Raw genomic sequence first — 20,130 nt, 5'->3', positions numbered from 1 at the left:
GGCTGCTTCACGTTAACGGAAAGCCGCCCATGTCCGATCTCCCCAATAGCCAGCCCGACAGTCGCAATGCCACGGTGCTCGCCGCGCCCGACAAGACTGTCGATGTGCGGGAAACGTTCGGGATCGATATCGACATGTCGGTGCCCGCCTTCAGCGAGGCGGATGAACGCGTGCCCGATTTCGACCCCGCCTATGTCTTCGATCCGGACACCACGCTGGCGATCCTCGCGGGCTTTGCCCACAACCGCCGGGTGATGGTGCAGGGCTATCACGGCACCGGCAAGTCGACGCACATCGAACAGGTCGCGGCGCGGCTGAGCTGGCCGTGCGTGCGCATCAACCTCGACAGCCATGTGTCGCGCATCGATCTGGTCGGGCGCGACGCCATCGTGCTGCGCGACGGCAAACAGGTGACCGAGTTCCGCGAAGGGCTGTTGCCGTGGGCGCTGCAAACGCCGACCGCGCTGGTGTTCGATGAATATGACGCGGGCCGGCCCGACGTGATGTTCGTGATCCAGCGGGTGCTCGAAGCCGACGGCAAGCTGACCCTGCTCGACCAGAATCGCGTCATCCGCGCCAACCCCTGGTTCCGGCTGTTCGCCACTGCCAACACCGTCGGCCTGGGCGACACCACCGGCCTCTATCATGGTACCCAGCAGATCAACCAGGGGCAGATGGACCGCTGGAACATCGTGGTTACGCTGAACTACCTGCCGGCGGAGACCGAGGCGCGCATCGTGCTGGCGAAGTCCGGCGAATATGACGATCCCAAGGGCAAGGCCATGGTGGAAAACATGGTCAAGGTGGCGGAATTGACCCGTTCCGGCTTCATGAACGGCGATATCTCGACCGTGATGAGTCCGCGCACCGTGATCAGCTGGGCGCAGAATACGACCATCTTCAAGGACGTCGGTTTCGCCTTCCGCCTTTCGTTCCTCAACAAGTGCGACGAGAATGAGCGGATGCTGGTTGCCGAATATTATCAGCGGGTGTTCGGCAAGGATTTGCCCGAGAGCGTGGTCGGCACATCCTGACCATAGTTGGCGGATAATTAACCGGTTCATTGCTAGCACCTGGGCGTCAGACCGCTCGGGACCGCAAGAATGACCAGATACCTTGCCATCGTCGTCGTGAATTTCGTGATCGCGTTGCTCATCGCGGTCAACGCCGCCTGGACCATGGCAAGAGGCTATAGCGGGGCTGCCCAGTATCAGCCCGATGCCGGCAGCGTGGCATTGCTGGGCGGTGCTTTGCTGGCCGTTCTCGGTTGCGTTGTGGTCGCCGTCTACATCTGGCGGACGCGCCCGCGCGAGACCGTGCAGCGCATCGTCATCCCCAAGGCAGCGCAGAGCGAAAGGCAGCCGAGAGGCCCGGAACCGGATACGGTGGCCGATGCATCGATGTCTGCCCGGCTGGCGCGCATGACGACAGCAGCGCATGTCGCTCCCGACGAGGAGCCGGAGGCACCTGAGCCCGAGCAGGAGTGGACCGACGAGGCCGCCCTCGAACCAGCCCCCGAACCGGCGATTGCCGGGAGTGACGCCGCGCAAGACGATGGCGCTGCGGCGGAGGAGGATCCGGCACCAGCGGCAGCGTCTCAGCCTGCCATGGACGAAACGCCTGCCATGGACATCGCTCTGCCCACGGACTTTGTGCCGACAGCATCGCTGCCCGCTGAGGCGGCGCCACTGCAGTCGCACAACCCCGAAGTGGACCAGCAGCCCGTCGATTCGCCAGAAAGCCCCATCGCTGCAGCGCATGCTCCGGACAATGTCTGGATGCCTGCCGGGGGCAGAGTGGTGCCGTTGCGGTTTGCCGAACCCGAGCCTGAGACCGAGCCCGAAGCTGATGCCCTGCGCGACTGGCTGTTCGACGATTCGGTGCCGGGGGCGCCGGCGCGCTTGCGTGCCGGATCGGGCTTCCCTTGGGCTGTCGCGGGAATCGACCATATGTGCATCGGCGTCTCCCGGCTGGGCCACCGCCTTGTCGGGACCGATTATCCGGCCGAGGCGGCGGCGTGGCGCCAGGTTGTTTCTTCCTTGCCGCGCCAGCAGCGCCTCGCTGGCGACGATGCCGCTGCCTTTGCCGACTGGATCAACGGCATGATCGACGTCGCGGGCCAGGACGGCGCGGACAGCGTGGTCGATTGCATCCACGAACTGGGTGCGGAAGCCGCGATCGACCCCGCGGTGGCAGCAAGCCTGCCCGCAGAGTTGATCGCCGCGTCGATGCTGCACCAGCCAATGGTACAGACTCGCTTTTTCAAATAGGCGCGTTTCGCTGTCGGCGCATTTGCGCCTTGCGTGCCGCTGACGCCTGCCTAATGCAGGGGCATGGCCAAGGACAATCCTCTCGATGACCTGAAATCCGTCCTGTCCGGTGCAGCGCGTGCGCTGACGGGCGAACCGGAGATCGAGGTCGGGTTCACGGCAGACGCGCCGCACGCGGTGGGCCGCGCTTTCAAGATCGGTTCGCCCTCGCGCGCGCTGCCCGCCGGGCAGGTGGCGATCGCGCGTGGGCAGGCGGATGCGCTGGCGCTGCGCCTCAAGCATCATAATGCCGCAACGCACGGACGACACCGACCCGTCGATGCCACCGCCGCGGCGGTGTTCGATGCGGTGGAGCAGGCGCGCGTCGCCGCTTTGGGCGCGCGGCGTATGGCAGGACTGCACGCCAATCTGTCGGCGGAGACCACCGCGCGGCTCGCCAGCGACCCCATTGCGCGCGCGCGCACAGCGGCAGACGTCCCGATGGCAACCGCGGTCGAATTGCTGGTCAGGGAGCATCTTGCCGCCTTGCCCGCTCCCGAGTCGGCGGTGGCCGGGCTCGCGCTGGTGCGCGAAGGCATCACTGCCAAGGCGGCGGCAGACCTCGATGCGCTTGCCTTGCTGATCGACGATCAGGCAGCGTTTGCCGAACAGACGCGGCAGATGCTGCAGCATCTCGACCTGCTGGCACCGGACAACCCGCTCGAACCGAGCGAGCCGGACGAGGAAGGCGAAAGCAACGCCGAGCAGCCCGACGAACAGCAACAGGACGGCGAAGAGGACCAGTCGGGCGGCGCGGCGGAGACCGAAGCGCGCATGGAGTGGCGCGAGGGCGAAGCCGGAGACACGCAGGACGGCGATGTGGACCTCGAGGCGCTGGACGGCGATGAAGAGGATGAGATGGGCGGGGAGGGCGACGATGCACCGATGCCGACCCGGCCCAATCGCCCGCATCACGACATCCCCGATTTTGCCTACCGCGTCTTCACCGACAAGCATGACGAGACCATCGCCGCGACCGAATTGTGCGATGCCGAGGAACTGGCGCGCCTGCGCGGGTTCCTCGACCAGCAGTTGATCCCGCTGCAATCGGCGGTCACCCGCCTTGCCAACCGCCTGCAGCGCCGCCTGATGGCGCAACAGAACCGGGCGTGGGATTTCGATCAGGATGAGGGCACGCTCGACGCCGCGCGGCTGGCGCGCGTCGTCGCCAACCCGACCCTGTCATTGTCCTACAAGGTGGAGCGGGATACCGAGTTCCGCGATACGGTGGTGACGCTGCTGATCGACAATTCGGGCTCGATGCGCGGCCGGCCGATCAGCATAGCCGCGATCAGCGCCGATATCCTTGCCCGCACGCTCGAGCGGGTGGGCGTCAAGACCGAGATCCTCGGCTTCACCACCCGCACCTGGAAGGGCGGGCAGGCGCGCGAGGACTGGCTCACCGCCGGCCGTCCGCCCAATCCGGGACGCCTCAACGACGTCCGTCACATCGTCTACAAGCCCGCCGACGAACCCTATCGCCGCGCCCGCAACTCGCTCGGCCTGATGATGCGCGAAGGGCTGCTGAAGGAGAATATCGACGGCGAGGCGCTGGTCTGGGCGCACAGCCGCATCATCGGCCGCCCTGAGGACCGCCGCATCCTGATGGTGATCTCCGATGGCTCGCCGGTCGACGATTCCACGCTCAGCGTGAACTCGGGTGGCTATCTCGACCAGCATCTCAGGCAGGTGATCAACTGGATCGAGACCAAATCGCCGGTGGAACTTGTCGCCATCGGCATCGGCCATGACGTGACGCGCTGGTACAGTAAAGCGGTGACGATCATGGATGCCGAGCAGCTGGGCGGCGCGATTATTGATCAACTTGCTGGATTGTTCGACATCCAGAAATAGCAGCCGTGACTCCGACCGCCGCCTTCGCTACACCTCGAGACGCAGGTGGAATCGACGGCCGGGGCACGCAATTCTGGCTCGCGCCAGCCGCACGGGTTGCCCTTGATCATGGCTGCGCCGCAATGACGCGGGCGCGAGTCTAATGCGCGGTAGGGGGAACATATGTCCGGTGCGGGGAAAAAAGCGTCCGATCTGTTCATCGAATGCCTGGAGGCCGAAGGTGTCGAATATATTTTTGGCGTGCCGGGTGAGGAAAATCTCGACTTTCTCGACTCGCTGTCGCGCTCGAAGCAGATCAAGCTGATCCTGACACGGCACGAGCAGGGCGCCGGCTTCATGGCCGCGACCTATGGCCGGCACACCGGCAAGACTGGCGTGTGCATCGCCACGCTGGGGCCGGGCGCGACCAATTTCGTCACGGCAGCCGCCTATGCAACGCTGGGCGGCATGCCGATGATGATGATCACCGGGCAGAAGCCGATCAAGAAATCCAAGCAGGGTCGCTTCCAGATCCTCGATGTGGTGACGATGATGTCGCCCATCACCAAATTCACGCACCAGATGGCGTCATCCGACAATATCCCCAGCCGCGTGCGCGAAGCGATCCGCCTGGCCGAGGAGGAGAAGCCCGGCGCGACGCATATCGAGCTGCCCGAGGATATCGCCGACGAGCATACCGACAGCGTGCCGATTCCGCGCAGCCTCACCCGCCGCCCGAGCGCCGACCCCAAGGCGGTGCGCGCGGCGGTGACGGCGCTCGAAAAGGCCAAGAACCCGATCCTCGTCATCGGCGCGGGCGCCAACCGGACCATGACCAGCAGGATGCTGCTGCAGTTCGTCGAGAAGACCGGCATTCCCTTCCTCACCACCCAGCTCGGCAAGGGCGTCATCGACGAGCGGCACCCGCGTTTCCTCGGCTGCGCCGCACTCTCCGCCGGCGACTTCGTTCACCGCGCGGTCGAGGCGTCGGACTGCATCGTCAACATCGGCCATGACGTGATCGAAAAACCGCCCTTCTTCATGCGCGCTGGCGGGCCGACCGTGATCCACGTCTCGACCAAGACCGCCGAGGTCGACCCGGTCTATTTCCCCGGCATTGAGGTGATCGGCGACATCGCCAACGCCATCTGGCAGATGAAGGAAGACATCGTCCCCAACGTCGACTGGAAATGCGACGACCTGCTGCGCTTCCGCAAGGCCGAGGTCGAGCATACCGAGAGGCTTGCCGCCGACGAACGTTTCCCGATCTTCCCGCCGCATCTGGTGCGCGCCGTGCGCGAGGCGATGCCGAATGACGGCATCATCTGCCTCGACAACGGCGTCTATAAAATCTGGTTCGCACGCGGCTATTGCGCCTACCACCCCAACACTGTGCTGCTCGACAATGCGCTGGCGACGATGGGCGCGGGGCTGCCCAGCGCGATGATGTCCGCCATGCTCTACCCCGAGCGCAAGGTGATGGCGATCTGTGGCGATGGCGGGTTCATGATGAACAGCCAGGAAATGGAAACCGCCGTCCGCCTCGGCCTCAACCTCACCGTCCTGATCCTGCGCGACGATGCCTATGGCATGATCCGCTGGAAACAGGCGAACATGGGCTTCGTCGATTTCGGTCTGACCTATGGCAACCCCGATTTCGTCAAATATGCCGAAAGCTATGGCGCGCACGGGCATCGGGTGGAGAGCGCGGCGCACTTGAAGGAACTGCTCGCCCATTGCCGCGATACGCCGGGTGTGCATCTGATCGACTGTCCGGTGGATTACACCGAGAACGACCAGATTTTGAACAAGGACATCAAGGAGTTGAGCAAGGCGTTGTGAGCAAAGGGTTTCACAAACTTGTCATTCCCGCGAAAGCGGGAATCCAGAGGTGGTCGCAGCGCCACCCCGACAGGCCCACCCCCGACCCCTCCCGCAAGCGGGAGGGGGGAGAAGCGCAATGAAACTTAACGACACCTACCCGCTGTACCTCAATAACAAGGCCGCGCAGCCGAACACCGATCTCAAGGTGACCGACAAGTTCACGGGCGAGGTCGCCTTCCGTACCGCGCTGGCGACGCCCGATGTCATCGACGAGGCGATTGCCGGTGCCGTGCGCGCTGCCGAGCCGATGGCAGAGATGGCGAGTTATGAGCGGCAGGCGGTGCTCGATCATTGCGTGGTCCGCTTCCGCGAGCGGTTCGACGAACTCGCCTATGCGCTGTGCGTCGAGGCGGGCAAGCCGATCAAGGATGCCGAAGGTGAGGTCACCCGGCTGATCGACACCTTCCGCATCGCCGCCGAGGAAGCGACCCGCAACTATGGCGAGGTCCAGCCTCTCGACATCAGTCCTCGCGCCAAGGGCTATATGGGCATGTGGCGCCGCGTACCGATCGGCCCGTGCAGCTTCATTTCGCCGTTCAACTTCCCGCTCAACCTTGCTGCGCACAAGATCGCCCCGGCCATCGCGGTCGGCTGCCCGTTCGTGATGAAGCCGGCGTCGCTGACCCCGCTCGGCGCGATCATCATGGGTGAGGTGCTGGCCGAGACCGACCTGCCCGAGGGCGCGTTCAGCATCCTTCCCGCCAGCCGCAACGGGGCTGACCTGTTCACCACCGACGAGCGGCTGAAACTGCTGAGCTTCACCGGTTCGCCGGGTGTCGGCTGGGATCTCAAGGCCAAGGCGGGCAAGAAGAAGGTGGTGCTCGAACTCGGCGGCAATGCCGCGGTGGTGGTCGACAAGGATGCCGACCTCGATCATGCGCTCGAACGCATCATCTTCGGCGCCTTCTACCAGTCTGGGCAGAGCTGCATCGGGGTGCAGCGGATCATCATCCACGCCGACATCTACGATCGCTTCCGCGACATGCTGGTGGCGAAAACCAAGACGCTGATTGCAGGCGATCCCAAGGACCGCAACACCTTCATCGGCCCGATGATCTCCGAGAAGGAAGCGAGCCGGCTGAAGGGCTGGATCGATGGCGCGGTGGCGGGCGGTGCCACGCTGCTGGTGGGCGGCGGCTGCACCGGCAATATGCTCGAAGCCACGCTGCTCGAAGGCGTGGACCGCAGCGCCGATGCCTATCGCGAGGAAGCCTTCGGCCCGCTCGCCATCCTCTCGAGCTTCACCGAATGGGATGCGGCGCTGGCGGAGGTCAACGACAGCAAGTTCGGCCTGCAGGCGGGCTTGTTCACCAACGACATCCACAAGGTGCTGAAGGCGTGGGACAAGCTCGACGTCGGCGGCGTCTGCGTCAACGATGTGTCGAGCTTCCGCGTCGACAACATGCCCTATGGCGGGGTCAAGGACTCGGGGCTTGGCCGCGAAGGCGTGCGCTTCGCCATGGAAGACATGAGCGAGATCAGGAACCTGCTGATCCGGCGGGCGTAGCCTGACGAGATATAGGTCCTCATTGCGAGCGTAGCGAAGCAATCCAGGGCAGTGGACGTTTGCTCTGGATTGCTTCGCTACGCTCGCAATGACGTTTCAGGGTGAGGCTGTCCTACCCCGTCGCGCGCTCTCGGTTAACCCGCTCGAGCTTGTCGCGCAGCGCCGATACGGTCGCGGCATTGAGCTCGGCGGCAATCGCGGGCTGCACCGCGAGGAAGGCCGTAAGCCGGTCCTTGGCAATGAACCACAGCCGGTTGCGCTCTGCCGCGAGGCGGACGGTGGCGCTGGCGCGGCCTTCGCCGAGCAGGGCCGCTTCGCCGATGAGGTCGCCCGGCCCGAGCCGACCGACGATCGCATCGTCGACCAGCACCGCAGCTACGCCATCCACCAGGAAATGCAGGCTCTCGACCGGCTCGCCTTCGCGGGTGAGGATTTCTCCCGCCCGACCTTCGATGAAATTGCCCTGCGCGATCAGCAGGCTGGCCTGTGCCGGGGTCAGGCGGGAAAGATGGCGCTGGTAAAAGGCCTGCGCATCGTCGCCGTCCAGCCGGTTGCCGCCTGCCATGCGCAGGACGGCCAATCCATTGGCGACCAGCACGATGGCGGCAAGGGCAGGGGCGGCGATACCCGCCGGACGCAGCAGCGCATCGACGATTACCACGGCCGCCGCTAGCGCCAGCCCGACCCGCAGCCAGCGCCCGCCGCTGACTGCAGAGGCGGCAGCGACGAGACCGCCGGCGAGCAGCAGCAGGCCTCCGGTGTCGATCCATGCGGTCATCGGCGCGATCCTCCATCAGGGAAACCTGCGCCAGACTGACGGTGGCTTGGCCAGGCGTCAAGCAGGCCACCCGGCCGCCGCACCGGTCAGAACCGCTTCTGGATGGACAATTCGATGTACCGGCCCTGCGGGTCGAGATAGCCTTGCTGGTAGCGCAGCGGGATGACGCCGCTGTCGTCGCGCACCGTCTGCCGATCATTGAAGATGTTGTCGACCGCCAGCCGGACGCGCATGTTGCGGAACAGCGGATTGTCGCTGATCCGGCTCACGTCGGCAAAGGCGCGCAGGTTGACCGTCATCCGGTCGGAAAAGCGGAGGTCGCTCGCCGTCCCGCCGCCGGCGACCGGGCCGCCAATCACGGTCGAGCCTTGCCGCCAGGTGCCGTTGAGCCGGAAACCGATGCCGTTGTTGAACCAGCCGCCGTCGAACTCGACGCTGTGGCGGGACGACCCGCCATTGCCGCCCGTCGCCGATCCGTTGAGCAGATCCAGCACCGGCACCCCCGTGCGGATCAGAACTTCGTCTTCAAACAACACGGTGTGGTAGGCTGCGACGCTCCAGCGGCCGCCGCCGCCGGGCCCGCCGAACCCGCCCGGACCGCGCGGCCCGAAACCGCCTCCGCCAACGGGCCCGCCACCGGGGCCGCGCCCGGCGCCCGGCGGAGGGCCGCCGCCGCCGCCCGGCCCGCGACCGCCACCGGGAATTGCGAGGCCGCCCGGCCCGCGTTGCGGCTGACCGAAGCTTTTCGAATAGCTGATGCCGCTGCGCAGTTGCCGCCCGGAGGTTGCCTCGAAATTGACCGGGCGCTGATCGACGCTGACGATCTGGCCACTGCCGTCGCGCACCACCCGGCCCGGGAAGGCGGCTTCGATTTCCGGGGTGAGCAGCGGGAAATCGGCGGTGGTGTTGCGGCTGCGCGTGCGGGCATAGCTGGTGGTCAGCAGCAGGTCAGTGTCCGCAATCGGACGCCAGTTGATCTGCGCGCGGAAATCGCGCCGCCGCTCGGCCTGCAAGTCCGGATTGCCGCCGGTGATCACGTCCGCGAGCACGGTTTCGCCGCGGGTGAAGTCAAAGATGGTGCGCAGCGGCGTGGTCAGCGCCGGCGCGCCGAGTTGCGATACGCCCGGCGCATTCTCCTCACCCACCCAGCTGATCACCATGTCGAGCCGTTCGAGCGGTGACCAGTTAAGGCCGATGGTCCAGCTCTTGAGCAGGCGAAAATCGCTGACATCGCGCAGCGCGTAGCGGGCGTTGAGCGCAAGATCGCCGACCGGTGCCAGCACGTCCTCTCTGCGGCTGGCGATAGGCAGGTCGAGCGTGGCGCTGCCGGTCCATGCCGTGCGCCCCAGGTCGGTTTCGACGATGCTGGCGCCGCGCTGGCTGACGCTCTCGAAGTCGATATTGCGCCAGCCGGCCTGCAGCGAGCTGCGGATCGGCCCGGCGGGGAGATCGAACAGGCTGCCCGACAGCACGGCATCGGCATCCGCGGTGTTGGAGAGGGAGCGGGTGCGGTCGACCAAGAGCGGGCCGCCCGCAGGATCGTCCCGCTCGCTCGCTACGCGCGCTTCGGCCCGGTCGTAATTGCCGGTCAGCGTCCAGCGCCAGCGGCCGAGGCGGCCGTTGCTGCTGGCACCGGCGTGGAAGGTGTTGCTGTCGGAATCGGCCTGCAGCGGTTCGCCCGGGTTCAGCGCCTGCGGCCCTTGCAGGCTCAGCGTCTGCGAGAGATCGTAGCGCAGGTTGAGCGAGGCATCGATGGTCGAGGTCAATGGCCGCGCGATCGTGCCGTCGACGCTGAAGCTGTCGCTGCCGCCGAGCAGCGTGCGCAGCGCGCCTTCGCTGGCGATGCCGCTCGCCTGGATTATGTCCCGCTCCGCCTCGGTCAGCGGCGTTGCCCGGTTGTATTCGGCGTTGATGTTGATGCGGCCGTCACCGGAAATGCGGAACACGCCGGCCTCGACTTCCTGCGACCAGCGGCCGCCGTCGGTCACCGTGCCGCCTTCCAGCTCGACGGTGATGGCGTTGAACTGCCTTTTGAGGATGAAGTTGATAACGCGCTGATCGGCCGAATAGCCGTAATCGAGCGCGACTTCGGGCGGGAAGATTTCCAGCCGCTCGATCGCCTCGGGCGGCAGGTTGCGGATCTCGCCGAAGCCGGACACGCGCCGGCCGTTGACGAGCACCACCGGCGGGCCGCTGCCGCGCCCGCGCCCCGAGCCGGTCTGGGCCGAGAGCGCCGTGACCAGATCGCCGATGTTGCTCGCGCCGTACGCTGCCACCGCTTGGGCATCGAGGATTTCATCGGCAGGAATATCGGAGATGACCGAATTGTGGCTGCGCGTGGCTGTGACGATGATGTCGCCCGAACTGTCCTCGCCTTCCTCGCCACCTTCCGCGGCGGCGGCGTCCGGTGCTTCGACCGGCTGTTCGGCGTCGAGCATGGTCCGCTCGCTGGCGAGTGCAGCGGGAGCGACCGTACTGCAGGCGATGCCCGACAGGAGCAGGGCGGGGAGGGAGAGACGAGGCATGGGGGGAGCGCCTTTTGGTTATGAACTGTGCGTCCTTGGACTGCGGGTGACAGCCTGTGACGGTCTATTGTCGCAAAAATATGGTGCAGCGACCGTGATTTGGTCTCAACGCCAAGTGGGATTGCTGCGCAAGAAAACAATCCTGTTTTGTGTGATCGATGAGGCCGTGAACTCATAAATTGCACGTTCGAGGTTCGAGGCCATTTTGTTCAGGGCGAGGCGGCAAGGCGCAGGGATAGTGGTTCTATCTCCAGCCTTGCCAACGCAGCCATGGACAAAATGGGTCGAACCCCTGCGGGGCGGTGAAATGGCTTCGATCTCGGCTCCACGCGGCCTTGCAGGTGGAACCACCACCCGCAGCGGCCGCCTGAACCCGATATGTTCAGCTACGCTGGCCTTCGGCTCCGCCATTTCACCGCCTCGATCGTGCAATTTATGAGTTCACGGCCTAATTGGGGCTAGGCAAAAGCCACAAAGGGGGCCATTGCGCGACCCCCTGAGACATGAACGCAAAGTGAAAGGAACGTCGCGTGGCCGCGAACTGGGCCCCCGATAGCTGGAAACAGGCCGATGCACGGCAGATGCCGCATTGGCCGGACGCCGATGCGCTGGCGCGCGTCGAGGGCGAGCTCGCCAACTTCCCGCCGCTGGTGTTTGCAGGGGAAGCACGCAACCTGACCGCCGAGCTGGGCAAGGTCGCCGCAGGCCGCGCCTTCCTGTTGCAGGGCGGCGACTGCGCCGAGAGCTTTGCCGAATTCCACCCCAACAATATCCGCGATACCTTCCGCGTCATCCTGCAGATGGCCGTGGTGCTGACCTTCGCCTCCAAGCTGCCGGTGATAAAGGTCGGGCGCATGGCCGGGCAGTTTGCCAAGCCGCGCTCGGCAGACATGGAGACGGTCGGCGGGGTAGAGCTGCCCAGCTACCGTGGCGACATCATCAACGACATCGCCTTCACCCCCGAAGGCCGCGTGCCCGATCCCAGCCGGATGATCCGCGCCTATTCGCAGTCGGCGGCAACGCTCAACCTGCTGCGCGCCTTTTCCTCGGGCGGCTATGCCAACCTGCAACAGGTCCACGCCTGGACGCATGATTTCATGGGCCGCAGCCCATGGGCGGCGCAATATCGCGATGTCGCCAACCGCATCGGCGAGGCGCTCGACTTCATGGCCGCCTGCGGCATCGACGCCGACAGCGTGCCGCAGCTCAAGACCGCGAGCTTTTACACCAGCCATGAGGCGCTGCTGCTGCCCTATGAGCAGGCGCTGACCCGGCAGGACAGCCTGACCGGCGACTGGTACGACACCAGCGCGCACATGCTGTGGATCGGCGACCGCACCCGCTTCGAAGGGTCGGCGCATGTCGAATATCTGCGCGGCGTCGGCAACCCGCTGGGTATGAAGATCGGCCCGAGCACCGAGCCGGACAGCCTGCTGCGCCTGCTCGACACGCTCAACCCCGCGCGCACGCCGGGCCGGATGACGCTGATCAGCCGCTTCGGCTATGACAAGATCGAGAGCGGCCTGCCGCGCCTCGTCGCCGCGGTCGAGCGGGAAGGGCATCCGGTGGTGTGGTCATGCGACCCGATGCACGGCAATGTCATCAAGACCGACAATGGCTACAAGACGCGGCCGTTCGAGCGCATCCTCGCCGAAGTGCGCGGCTTCTTCGCCGTCCATCGCGCGGCCGGCACGCACGCCGGCGGCATCCATATCGAGATGACTGGCCAGAATGTCACCGAATGCACCGGCGGCGCGGTGGACGTGACGCAGATGGATCTGGCGGATCGTTATCACACGCACTGCGACCCGCGATTGAATGCGGCGCAGAGCATCGAGCTGGCGTTTCTGCTGGCGGAGATGCTGAATCAGGAAATGCAGGAGCGGCGGAGGGCGGCGGCTTAGCAATAATCCCTCTCCCGCATGCGGGAGAGGGAAAGACGCCGGAGGCGGCGAGGGTGAGGGTGTGTCAGGGCACCGCTGCTCTCGTTACACACCCTCACCTTGGAGCTTCGCGCCTGTCCCTCTCCCGCACAGCAGGAGAGGGGTGTGGCCTATCCACCTTCACTAATTGAACTATCATGTCATTCCCGCGAAAGCGGGAATCTAGAGCGGTACAGCACGGCTTTTGCCGTTCCTGGATTCCCGCTTTCGCGGGAATGACAAACATCACCAGCTTGCTCTATGATGGCGTCCGATGCAGAAATTTGACCCCGATGTTCACGACGACAATCCGCCGATGGATGCCGCGTTCATGTCTAAAATGCAGCCATCCCGGCGCGGCCGCCCGAAATCGGATGCGCCAAAGGTCGAAGTGAAGATCAGGCTCTACGCCAAGACCGTTGAGCATCTGCGAGGCAGCGGCCCCGGCTGGCCAACGCGCGTCAATGCCGCTTTGGGCGATCTTGTGGCTAATGGTCGGATTTGAAGCAAATGGCCCCTGCCGATCGCTACCACACCCACTGCGACCCGCGTTTAAATGCGGCGGGGAGCATCGAGCTGGCGTTTCTGCTGGCGGAGATGCTGAATCAGAAGATGCAGGAGCGGCGACGGGCGGCGGCGTAGCGGGATGCGACCCAGTTGGGGTCGTTAAGCGCGACTATATATCTGCAAATCTGACGATGTCGCAATGACAAGCGATTTGCCGGTTGGAGAAAAGCCGTATGCTGTCAATGATGAAGCTAGCGGCCGCATTTTGAACAATGCTGGCTCCGTCGCAGAAGAGTTCCACAACATCGTCTGACCCGGAGGGCACAAAAAAAGCTCTTCTTGTGGCCACGATAGTGGATGCAGCTCGATGAGCCAGCCGTCCTCAGTGGTGCGGGGTAAACCGCCCCCGTAGATTCCGGCCATACGTATATGCTGCCCGTCCAACGGGCTTATGCCTTCGGCTTCTAGAGACCCACAATCGGGGTAATACTCAACTTCATCTCTTCCGATTTTACAGCCAGTGGCGCAGTCAACAACGCCGCGTCCGCTCGTTGAAATAACCAAAAGTAGGTCGGAATTCGGCGCAAACCCAATATGCTCGAGGCCCCCGATAGCGACCATCGCCAATTCACACCATGGCCCCAAAGCTGTGGCCGGCGCAAGCCCGTCCAAATAGCGAAATCGATCTTTTAGATGATCAGGAACGACGCCTTTGCCGTTTGGTTTCGGTCTTTTGAACATTGCCTCTTTGTATAGAAACTTTGTTCGCCTTCCACCCATAAACAGCCGCATTTTGGCTGCTCAATGCGCCCCCACACTCCCGAACATCAGCGCCCGCAGCCCAGTCCGCTCGAACGGCTTCCACGCCCCCTCGCGCTGCGCCAGCCGATCCGCAATCGCCACCATCACTGACGGATTGACGCCCAAGCCGCAGTGGCTGGCGAGGACTTCGATATTTTCGGTCTGGCCGCCGCCCTTTTGCACCGATCCGCGCCAGGCGACGATGCCGTCGGTCTTGGTCAGGATCGAAGTGGTCGGCACCGGCGGCGCGGTTTCTAGGTCGCGGTAGCGGCCTTCGCGCACGGGCTCGGGTTCCTTGCCGTTGAGATATTCGAACAGCCGGCTGGCGTTGGTGGCGCTGCGGTCATTGCTGATCGGGCTGCCGAGCGAGATGACGAGGCGGACATTGTCCGGCTGCACCTTGGCGATCTCCCGCGCGAAGACGCCGCCCAGGCTCCAGCCGACGATCGAGACCTTGCGCCCGGCCTTGTCGGCGATGCGCTTGAGCACATCGTTCATCTCGCGCTCGCGCATACTGTCGATGCGGACGTTGCGGCCGAGGCCCCAGCCGTGCGTTTCATAACCCAGATCGTCGAGCAGACCGCGCATCGGCTTGGTCGAGGTGTCACCGGCCATGAAGCCGGGCAGCACCAGCACCGGGTGGCCGTCACCCTTGGGCAAGCGCCCGAGCAGGCCGCGCAGCGCGTAGAAGGAGCCAAGCTCGAAGATCGCGCGCCCTTCGGCCAGCATCAGCAGGCGGTGCGGCGGGGCGAGGCGGGATGCGGTGGCAGTGGTCATAGGGACAATGGTCCTTGCGTGGCACTATGGCACGGGGTGAACGAACCGGCGCTCAGGCCTGTTCCAGCTTCTTCTTTCGCGGTGTCGCTTTGCGTTTCGCGGGCGCCGCGGTTTTGGTGACAGGCGCAGCAGCAGCGGCAGCATGTGCCGCCATCAACGCGTCGAAACTGTCCTGGATGCACTGCGCGTAAAATTCGGGATCGGGCATCAGCTTGCGGTCGGCGGTGAAGCCGACGGTCGCCTGCGTGCAATAGCTCTGCACGACATGGCCGATGCCCATGCCGTCGGTCAGGCACAGCAAACCCTGCATGTGCAAGAGCTTGGCTCCCGCCGAATAGATCGGCACCGGCGGGCCGGGGACGTTGGTGACGACGGTGTTCATCACCGGCTTCATCACATCGGCGATGCCCAGGCTGGTGTAGAGCCGCGCGCCCAAGGCCATGAACAGGGCAGGGGAGACCTTGCTCATCTCTGTCATCTGCCGCGCGCCGATCGCCTCGGTCATCGCCTTGGACTTGCCGGTCTGGGCATGGACATAGCGCAGCCGCTCCGCCGGATCGGCGATATGGCTGCCGAGCGGCACCAGCATCGCCGACACCTGATTGCCCATGCTGTTCTTCTCGCCCTCCGAGCGGACGGAGATGGGGGCCATCGCCGTCATGCTTTCGGCGGGCAGGTCGTTCTTGGCCGACAGATATTGCCGCAGCGCCCCGCCGATGATGGCGAGAAACACGTCATTGACCTTGGCACCGGGCGACAGGTCGCGCAGCGCCTTGATGTCCTTGAGGTCGAAGGCGCGGCCCTCGACCACGCGGTTCGGCGACAGCTTGGTGTTGAAGCGGGTGCGCGGCGTCTGCACTGCGGGGTCGAGATCGAAATCGCGGTTGGCAAGGCCCTTCACCGCGCGGAACAGCCCCGGCATCGCCTTGCGCGCGACGTCGATCTGGCGGATGGGGTTGAGCCAGGCGTTGGCATAGCCCTTGAGGAACAGGCCGAGCGGGTTGGGGGGCGCATCGGCGCGCCATGTATCCGGCCCCGGCGGCGGCGGCTCGTCCGGCGTCAGCGTGTGCAGCGCCTCCATCAGGTCGATGCCGCTCATCCCGTCGATCGCGGCATGGTGCACCTTGGTGACCATCGCGAAACAGCCCTTGGGCACGCCGGGGATGTTATCCAGCCCCTCGACCACGGTGAATTCCCATGGGGGACGGGTGAGGTCGAGCGGGCGGGCGAAGATGCGCGCGGCCTGGATGCACAATTGCCGCCAGTCGCCGGGCTTGGGCAGCGCGACATGGCGGACATGATATTCGAGGTCGAATTCCGGGTCCTCGATCCAATAGGGGTAGTCGATGGAGAGCGGTACCTTCACCAGCCGCTGCCGCATCGTCTTGGAGAGCTTCATCCGGCTCTCATAGAAGGCGAGAATATCCTTGAAGCGGACGAAACCGCCGGGAGCGGTGGAGGGATCGTAGATCAGCAGAGAGCCGATATGCATCGGCGAGTTGCGTGTTTCCATCGCAACAAAGGATGCGTCCATCCCCTGGAGCTGTTCCATGCCTGCTCTCCCCTCGCGAGCCGCTCGATCATGCGCGCGGCTTCTGCCAGAGGGGAAGGTTAGCAGGGATTAAGGGGATGGCAAGGCGGCTGGTCCTCCCCGGAACGGGGAGGGGGACCACGAAGTGGTGGAGGGGCAGCTGGGTGTTCGGTGACATAAGGCAAAGACGCGCCAGCCCATCCACCATCCTTCGGATGGTCCCCCTCCCCCGTTGGGGGAGGAACGGCTGCTTACTTCCCCGTCCAGTTGCCCGGCCGCTTCTCGACGAACGCCGCCATGCCTTCCTTCTGGTCCGCCGTGCCGAACAGGCCATGGAACAGGCGGCGTTCGAAGGTCACGCCCTGCTGCAGCGTGGTTTCGAACGCGGCATTGACCATTTCCTTGGCGGCGAGCGCGGCGAGCGGGGCCATGCCGGCAATCGCCTCCGCGGCCTTGATCGCTTCTGCAACCAGATCTGCCGCAGGTACGACGCGGGCGACGAGGCCGCTGCTTTCGGCCTCTGCGGCATCCATCATCCGCCCGGTCAGGCACATGTCCATCGCCTTGGCTTTGCCCACCGCGCGCGTCAGCCGCTGCGAGCCGCCCATGCCGGGGGTGACCGCCAGCTTGATCTCGGGTTGGCCGAACTTGGCGCTGTCGGCGGCGATGATGAAATCGGCCATCATCGCCAACTCGCACCCGCCGCCCAGCGCATAGCCCGCCACCGCCGCGATCCACGGCTTGCGGGTGGCGGTGATGCGGTCGTAGCCGGCGAAAAAGTTGCTGCCATACATGTCGGCGAAGGACTGGCTCGACATCTCCTTGATGTCTGCACCCGCGGCAAAGGCCTTTTCGGAGCCGGTCAGCACCAGGCAGCGCTGGCTGGCGTCTGCGTCATAGGCAGCGAAAGCGGCGATCAGATCGGCCAAAACTTGGCTGTTGAGCGCATTGAGCGCCTGCGGCCGGTTGAGCGTCACCAGCGTGACCGCGCCACGCGTTTCGGCGAGGATGGTTTCGTAGGTCATGGTTCAATTCCTCCGTCGCCCCGGGCTTGACCCGGGGCCGCTATCGATGCTGCGCTACGCTGCCAGCGGCCCCGGCTCAAGGCCGGGGTGACGGTCAGGGTAGCGGCGTCCACTCCTCATCGGCAGGCAAGGGCGCGAAAATGCTGTCGATCAGGGCATCGGTAACGCGTTCCGGCGTCGCCGGGTCCCACTGCGGGGCGTTATCCTTGTCGACGATCACCGCGCGCACCCCTTCTGCGAAATCGGGGCGGGTGAGAACGCGGGCGCCGATGCGATACTCCATCGCCATGTTCGCGGCGAAATCGGCGCAGTGCAGGCTGTCAGCCAATTGGCGCAACGCGACTTTGCATGTCTGCGGCGATTTGGTGGCGAGCGTTGCCAGCGTAGCTTGCGCCCAGTCGCCATCGTCGGCGGCGAGACTGGCGAGAATGTCCTCATAGCGATCGCTGGCGAAATGGCGGGCGATGGCATCGGCGTGGGCGGTCAGCTTCGGCTCGGGTGCGCCTGTCGAGAGGGCATCGAGCACCGCGCCGGGCTCTTCACCGGCAGCGATGCGGTCCTTGGCGTCGGCAAGGCTGTCGCTGCCGAGATAATGCGTCGCCAGCCCGGCCCACAGGCACTCGGCCCCGTCGAGCCGCGCCCCGGTCAGCGCCAGATATTGGCCCAGCCGTCCTTCCAACTGGGACAGATACCAGCCGCCGCCGACATCGGGGAACAGGCCGATCCCGGTCTCCGGCATCGCCAGCCGCGTATTCTCGGTTGCCACGCGGAACAGTGCCGGCTGCGAAATTCCGACCCCGCCGCCCATGGTGATGCCATCCATGAAGGCGATCACCGGCTTGGGATAGGTGAAGAGCAGGTGGTTGAGCCGATATTCGTCGTGAAAGAATTTCCGGCCTGACGCGCCGTTGTCGGTAAGCGCGCTGTTGCGCAGGAAGGCGATATCGCCGCCCGCGCAGAAACCACGGGAGAGTTTGGGATCGCCATCAGGCGCGGCCGCATGATCGATGATCACTGCATCCACTGCGTCATCGTCGCGCCACGCAAGCAGCGGTGCGGTCATGGCTTGGACCATGTCGAGCGTCAGCGCGTGAATAGCCTTGGGGCGGTTGAGGCTGATGCGGGCAGCGGTGCCGGTGGTGGAGGTGAGGATTTCGCTCATCGCAATTCGCCTTTTTGCGCTTCGATAAAATCCCAGCGGTTGCCATATTTGTCGGCCAGCACCACGATCCTCCCGTACGCTTCGATACGCTCTTCCTCGAGAACGGCGATGCCCCTCGACCTGAGTTGACTCACGTCGGCGTCAAAGGACGAGCTGCGGAGAAAGAAAGCAACACGTCCACCCGCCTGGCACCCGATCACCGCTCGCTGGCGATCATCCGCCGCCTCGGCCAACCGCAATCGCATGCCTCCACTGACGCCAACTTCGACCCAGCGATGGCCGGACTCATGACGATCATTGGTAACCAGAGAAAAGCCCCAGTCGTCGATGTAATGTCCGATGGCGTCTTCCATGTCGGGAACGACCAGCGTAACCATGAACAGCTCGGTGGTGGTCACTGCCGCAGCAAATCCCGCCCGACGATCATCCGCATCACCTGGTTGGTGCCTTCCAAAATCGAATGCACCCGCAAATCGCGCCAGAACCGCTCGATCGGATAGTCCTTGAGATAGCCGTAACCGCCGAACAATTGCAGCGCGTCATTGACGATCTTGCTGCCATTGTCGGTCGCCAACCGCTTGGCCATCGCCGAAAAACGCGACTTGTCCGGTGCATTTGCATTGACCTTGGCCGCCGCCAGATAAAGCAGCGCGCGCGCCGCCTCGAGGTCGGTCGCCATGTCGGCGAGCATGAACTGGGTGTTCTGGAAATCGGCGACGGGCTGGCCGAACTGCTGGCGTTCCTTGGTGTAGGCGATCGCCTCATCAAGGCAGCGCTGCGCCCCGCCGAGCGAGCAGGCGCCGATGTTGAGCCGCCCGCCATCGAGGCCCGCCATGGCAAAACGGAAACCATCGCCCTCCGCGCCGACGCGGTTGGCAACCGGCACGCGGCAATCCTCGAAAATCACCTGCGCGGTCGGGCTGGCGTTCCAGCCCAGCTTCTTCTCGGGCGCGCCGAAAGAGAGGCCAGGCGTGCCCTTTTCGACCACCAGGCAGCTGATGCCCTTGGACTTTTCCTCTGACGTGCGCACCATCACCACATAGATGTCGTTGACGCCCGCGCCCGAAATGAACTGCTTGGTGCCGTTCAGCACATAATGGTCGCCGTCCAGCCGCGCGCTGGTCTTGAGCGCAGCGGCGTCCGAACCCGATCCCGGCTCGGTCAGGCAATAGCTGGCGATTTTCTCCATGCCGACAAGATCGGGGAGGAATCGCGCCTTTAGGTCCGCGCTACCGAACCGGTCGATCATCCACGCAGCCATATTGTGGATGGAAATATAGGCGGAGGTGGCCGGGCAGCCATAGGCCATCGCCTCCATGATCAGCGCCGCATCCAGCCGGCCTAGCCCGATGCCACCACTCTCTTCCGAGACGTAAATGGCGCCGAACCCCAGCTCGCCGGCGGCCTTCCACACATCCACCGGATAGTGCGACTCCTCGTCCCATTGCGCGGCAAAGGGGGTGATGCGGTCGGCCGTAAACTTGCGGGCCATATCCTGAATGGCAAGCTGATCTTCGGTGAGTGCGAACTGATCGGTCATTCAAACCTCAAACTAATCGTCATTGCGAG

16 protein-coding genes and 1 pseudogene are annotated in these 20,130 nt (G+C 64.7%); 8 read left to right on the top strand and 9 right to left on the bottom strand.

Translation table 11 applies throughout. From position 1 onward, the window contains the following. The first annotated feature begins 29 nt into the window (after window positions 1-29). From cobS to AC0QC4_RS09505, 5 genes are all read left to right on the top strand, one after another. Window positions 30-1,034 (top strand): cobaltochelatase subunit CobS, encoded by a 1,005-nt coding sequence (gene cobS / locus AC0QC4_RS09525; protein ID WP_483659657.1) that lies wholly within the window; start codon window positions 30-32, stop codon window positions 1,032-1,034. A gap of 69 nt (window positions 1,035-1,103) precedes the next feature. Continuing rightward, a complete protein-coding gene (locus tag AC0QC4_RS09520; protein WP_483659656.1) occupies window positions 1,104-2,270 on the top strand; it encodes a hypothetical protein in 1,167 nt (388 codons plus the stop codon). Between the two features lie 63 nt (window positions 2,271-2,333). Continuing rightward, window positions 2,334-4,163 carry a cobaltochelatase subunit CobT gene (gene cobT / locus AC0QC4_RS09515; protein ID WP_483659655.1) on the top strand — a complete coding sequence of 610 codons (1,830 nt, stop codon included), beginning with the start codon at window positions 2,334-2,336 and terminating at the stop codon, window positions 4,161-4,163. Between the two features lie 162 nt (window positions 4,164-4,325). Then, window positions 4,326-5,984: an acetolactate synthase large subunit gene (locus AC0QC4_RS09510; protein WP_483659654.1), complete on the top strand. Its 1,659-nt coding sequence runs from the start codon at window positions 4,326-4,328 to the stop codon at window positions 5,982-5,984. A 118-nt stretch (window positions 5,985-6,102) separates the two neighbouring features. After that, window positions 6,103-7,533 (top strand): aldehyde dehydrogenase family protein, encoded by a 1,431-nt coding sequence (locus AC0QC4_RS09505; protein WP_483659653.1) that lies wholly within the window; start codon window positions 6,103-6,105, stop codon window positions 7,531-7,533. Window positions 7,534-7,645: 112 nt separating this feature from the next. Here the strand turns inward: AC0QC4_RS09505 and AC0QC4_RS09500 are convergent, their stop codons facing one another. Together AC0QC4_RS09500 and AC0QC4_RS09495 are read right to left on the bottom strand one after the other, a co-directional pair. Then, window positions 7,646-8,311, bottom strand: a complete 666-nt coding sequence (locus AC0QC4_RS09500; RefSeq protein ID WP_483659652.1) for a cyclic nucleotide-binding domain-containing protein — start codon at window positions 8,309-8,311, stop codon at window positions 7,646-7,648. Window positions 8,312-8,397: 86 nt separating this feature from the next. Then, window positions 8,398-10,836, bottom strand: coding sequence for a TonB-dependent receptor (locus AC0QC4_RS09495; protein WP_483659651.1), 2,439 nt, complete (start codon window positions 10,834-10,836; stop codon window positions 8,398-8,400). Between the two features lie 530 nt (window positions 10,837-11,366). Between AC0QC4_RS09495 and AC0QC4_RS09490 the strand changes: the two genes are divergently transcribed. The 3 genes and pseudogenes from AC0QC4_RS09490 to AC0QC4_RS09480 all read left to right on the top strand — a co-directional run. Next, window positions 11,367-12,740 (top strand): class II 3-deoxy-7-phosphoheptulonate synthase, encoded by a 1,374-nt coding sequence (locus AC0QC4_RS09490; protein ID WP_483659650.1) that lies wholly within the window; start codon window positions 11,367-11,369, stop codon window positions 12,738-12,740. Window positions 12,741-13,032: 292 nt separating this feature from the next. Then, window positions 13,033-13,263: a BrnA antitoxin family protein gene (locus AC0QC4_RS09485; RefSeq protein ID WP_483659649.1), complete on the top strand. Its 231-nt coding sequence runs from the start codon at window positions 13,033-13,035 to the stop codon at window positions 13,261-13,263. Window positions 13,264-13,274: 11 nt separating this feature from the next. Next, window positions 13,275-13,400: pseudogene (locus AC0QC4_RS09480) on the top strand (3-deoxy-7-phosphoheptulonate synthase); the annotation flags it as partial. A gap of 24 nt (window positions 13,401-13,424) precedes the next feature. Here AC0QC4_RS09480 and AC0QC4_RS09475 read toward each other — a convergent pair. From AC0QC4_RS09475 to AC0QC4_RS09445, 7 genes are all read right to left on the bottom strand, one after another. Further along, entirely contained in the window at window positions 13,425-14,057 is a 633-nt protein-coding gene (locus AC0QC4_RS09475) for a hypothetical protein (RefSeq protein ID WP_483659648.1), read from the bottom strand. A 9-nt stretch (window positions 14,058-14,066) separates the two neighbouring features. Continuing rightward, on the bottom strand, window positions 14,067-14,843 hold the full coding sequence (locus AC0QC4_RS09470; RefSeq protein ID WP_483659647.1) for an esterase/lipase family protein: 777 nt from the start codon (window positions 14,841-14,843) through the stop codon (window positions 14,067-14,069). Between the two features lie 52 nt (window positions 14,844-14,895). Next, on the bottom strand, window positions 14,896-16,395 hold the full coding sequence (locus AC0QC4_RS09465) for a WS/DGAT/MGAT family O-acyltransferase (RefSeq protein WP_483659646.1): 1,500 nt from the start codon (window positions 16,393-16,395) through the stop codon (window positions 14,896-14,898). A gap of 230 nt (window positions 16,396-16,625) precedes the next feature. After that, the gene (locus tag AC0QC4_RS09460; RefSeq protein ID WP_483659645.1) at window positions 16,626-17,399 is read right to left on the bottom strand and encodes an enoyl-CoA hydratase; all 774 of its coding nucleotides are present in this window, start codon (window positions 17,397-17,399) and stop codon (window positions 16,626-16,628) included. A gap of 94 nt (window positions 17,400-17,493) precedes the next feature. Next, entirely contained in the window at window positions 17,494-18,561 is a 1,068-nt protein-coding gene (locus AC0QC4_RS09455) for an enoyl-CoA hydratase/isomerase family protein (RefSeq protein ID WP_483659644.1), read from the bottom strand. Next, window positions 18,558-18,959 (bottom strand): VOC family protein, encoded by a 402-nt coding sequence (locus tag AC0QC4_RS09450; RefSeq protein WP_483659643.1) that lies wholly within the window; start codon window positions 18,957-18,959, stop codon window positions 18,558-18,560. The genes AC0QC4_RS09455 and AC0QC4_RS09450 overlap by 4 nt, the downstream gene beginning before the upstream one ends. Next, window positions 18,956-20,101: an acyl-CoA dehydrogenase family protein gene (locus tag AC0QC4_RS09445; protein WP_483659642.1), complete on the bottom strand. Its 1,146-nt coding sequence runs from the start codon at window positions 20,099-20,101 to the stop codon at window positions 18,956-18,958. Before AC0QC4_RS09445 ends, AC0QC4_RS09450 begins: the two co-directional genes overlap by 4 nt. Window positions 20,102-20,130: the final 29 nt, after the last annotated feature.

The organism is Sphingomonas sp. jy18, assembly GCF_056931895.1.
This window is presented reverse-complemented; position numbering and strand designations above follow the sequence as displayed.

Bases quoted from the DNA above. Each gene is read 5' to 3' on its own strand.
- AC0QC4_RS09470 (WP_483659647.1), bottom strand. From the start codon at position 14,843: ATGACCACTGCCACCGCATCCCGCCTCGCCCCGCCGCACCGCCTGCTG.
- AC0QC4_RS09510 (WP_483659654.1), top strand. From the start codon at position 4,326: ATGTCCGGTGCGGGGAAAAAAGCGTCCGATCTGTTCATCGAATGCCTG.
- cobS (WP_483659657.1), top strand. From the start codon at position 30: ATGTCCGATCTCCCCAATAGCCAGCCCGACAGTCGCAATGCCACGGTG.
- AC0QC4_RS09465 (WP_483659646.1), bottom strand. From the start codon at position 16,395: ATGGAACAGCTCCAGGGGATGGACGCATCCTTTGTTGCGATGGAAACA.
- cobT (WP_483659655.1), top strand. From the start codon at position 2,334: ATGGCCAAGGACAATCCTCTCGATGACCTGAAATCCGTCCTGTCCGGT.
- AC0QC4_RS09455 (WP_483659644.1), bottom strand. From the start codon at position 18,561: ATGAGCGAAATCCTCACCTCCACCACCGGCACCGCTGCCCGCATCAGC.
- AC0QC4_RS09495 (WP_483659651.1), bottom strand. From the start codon at position 10,836: ATGCCTCGTCTCTCCCTCCCCGCCCTGCTCCTGTCGGGCATCGCCTGC.
- AC0QC4_RS09485 (WP_483659649.1), top strand. From the start codon at position 13,033: ATGCAGAAATTTGACCCCGATGTTCACGACGACAATCCGCCGATGGAT.
- AC0QC4_RS09460 (WP_483659645.1), bottom strand. From the start codon at position 17,399: ATGACCTACGAAACCATCCTCGCCGAAACGCGTGGCGCGGTCACGCTG.
- AC0QC4_RS09500 (WP_483659652.1), bottom strand. From the start codon at position 8,311: ATGACCGCATGGATCGACACCGGAGGCCTGCTGCTGCTCGCCGGCGGT.
- AC0QC4_RS09445 (WP_483659642.1), bottom strand. From the start codon at position 20,101: ATGACCGATCAGTTCGCACTCACCGAAGATCAGCTTGCCATTCAGGAT.
- AC0QC4_RS09505 (WP_483659653.1), top strand. From the start codon at position 6,103: ATGAAACTTAACGACACCTACCCGCTGTACCTCAATAACAAGGCCGCG.
- AC0QC4_RS09475 (WP_483659648.1), bottom strand. From the start codon at position 14,057: ATGCGGCTGTTTATGGGTGGAAGGCGAACAAAGTTTCTATACAAAGAG.
- AC0QC4_RS09520 (WP_483659656.1), top strand. From the start codon at position 1,104: ATGACCAGATACCTTGCCATCGTCGTCGTGAATTTCGTGATCGCGTTG.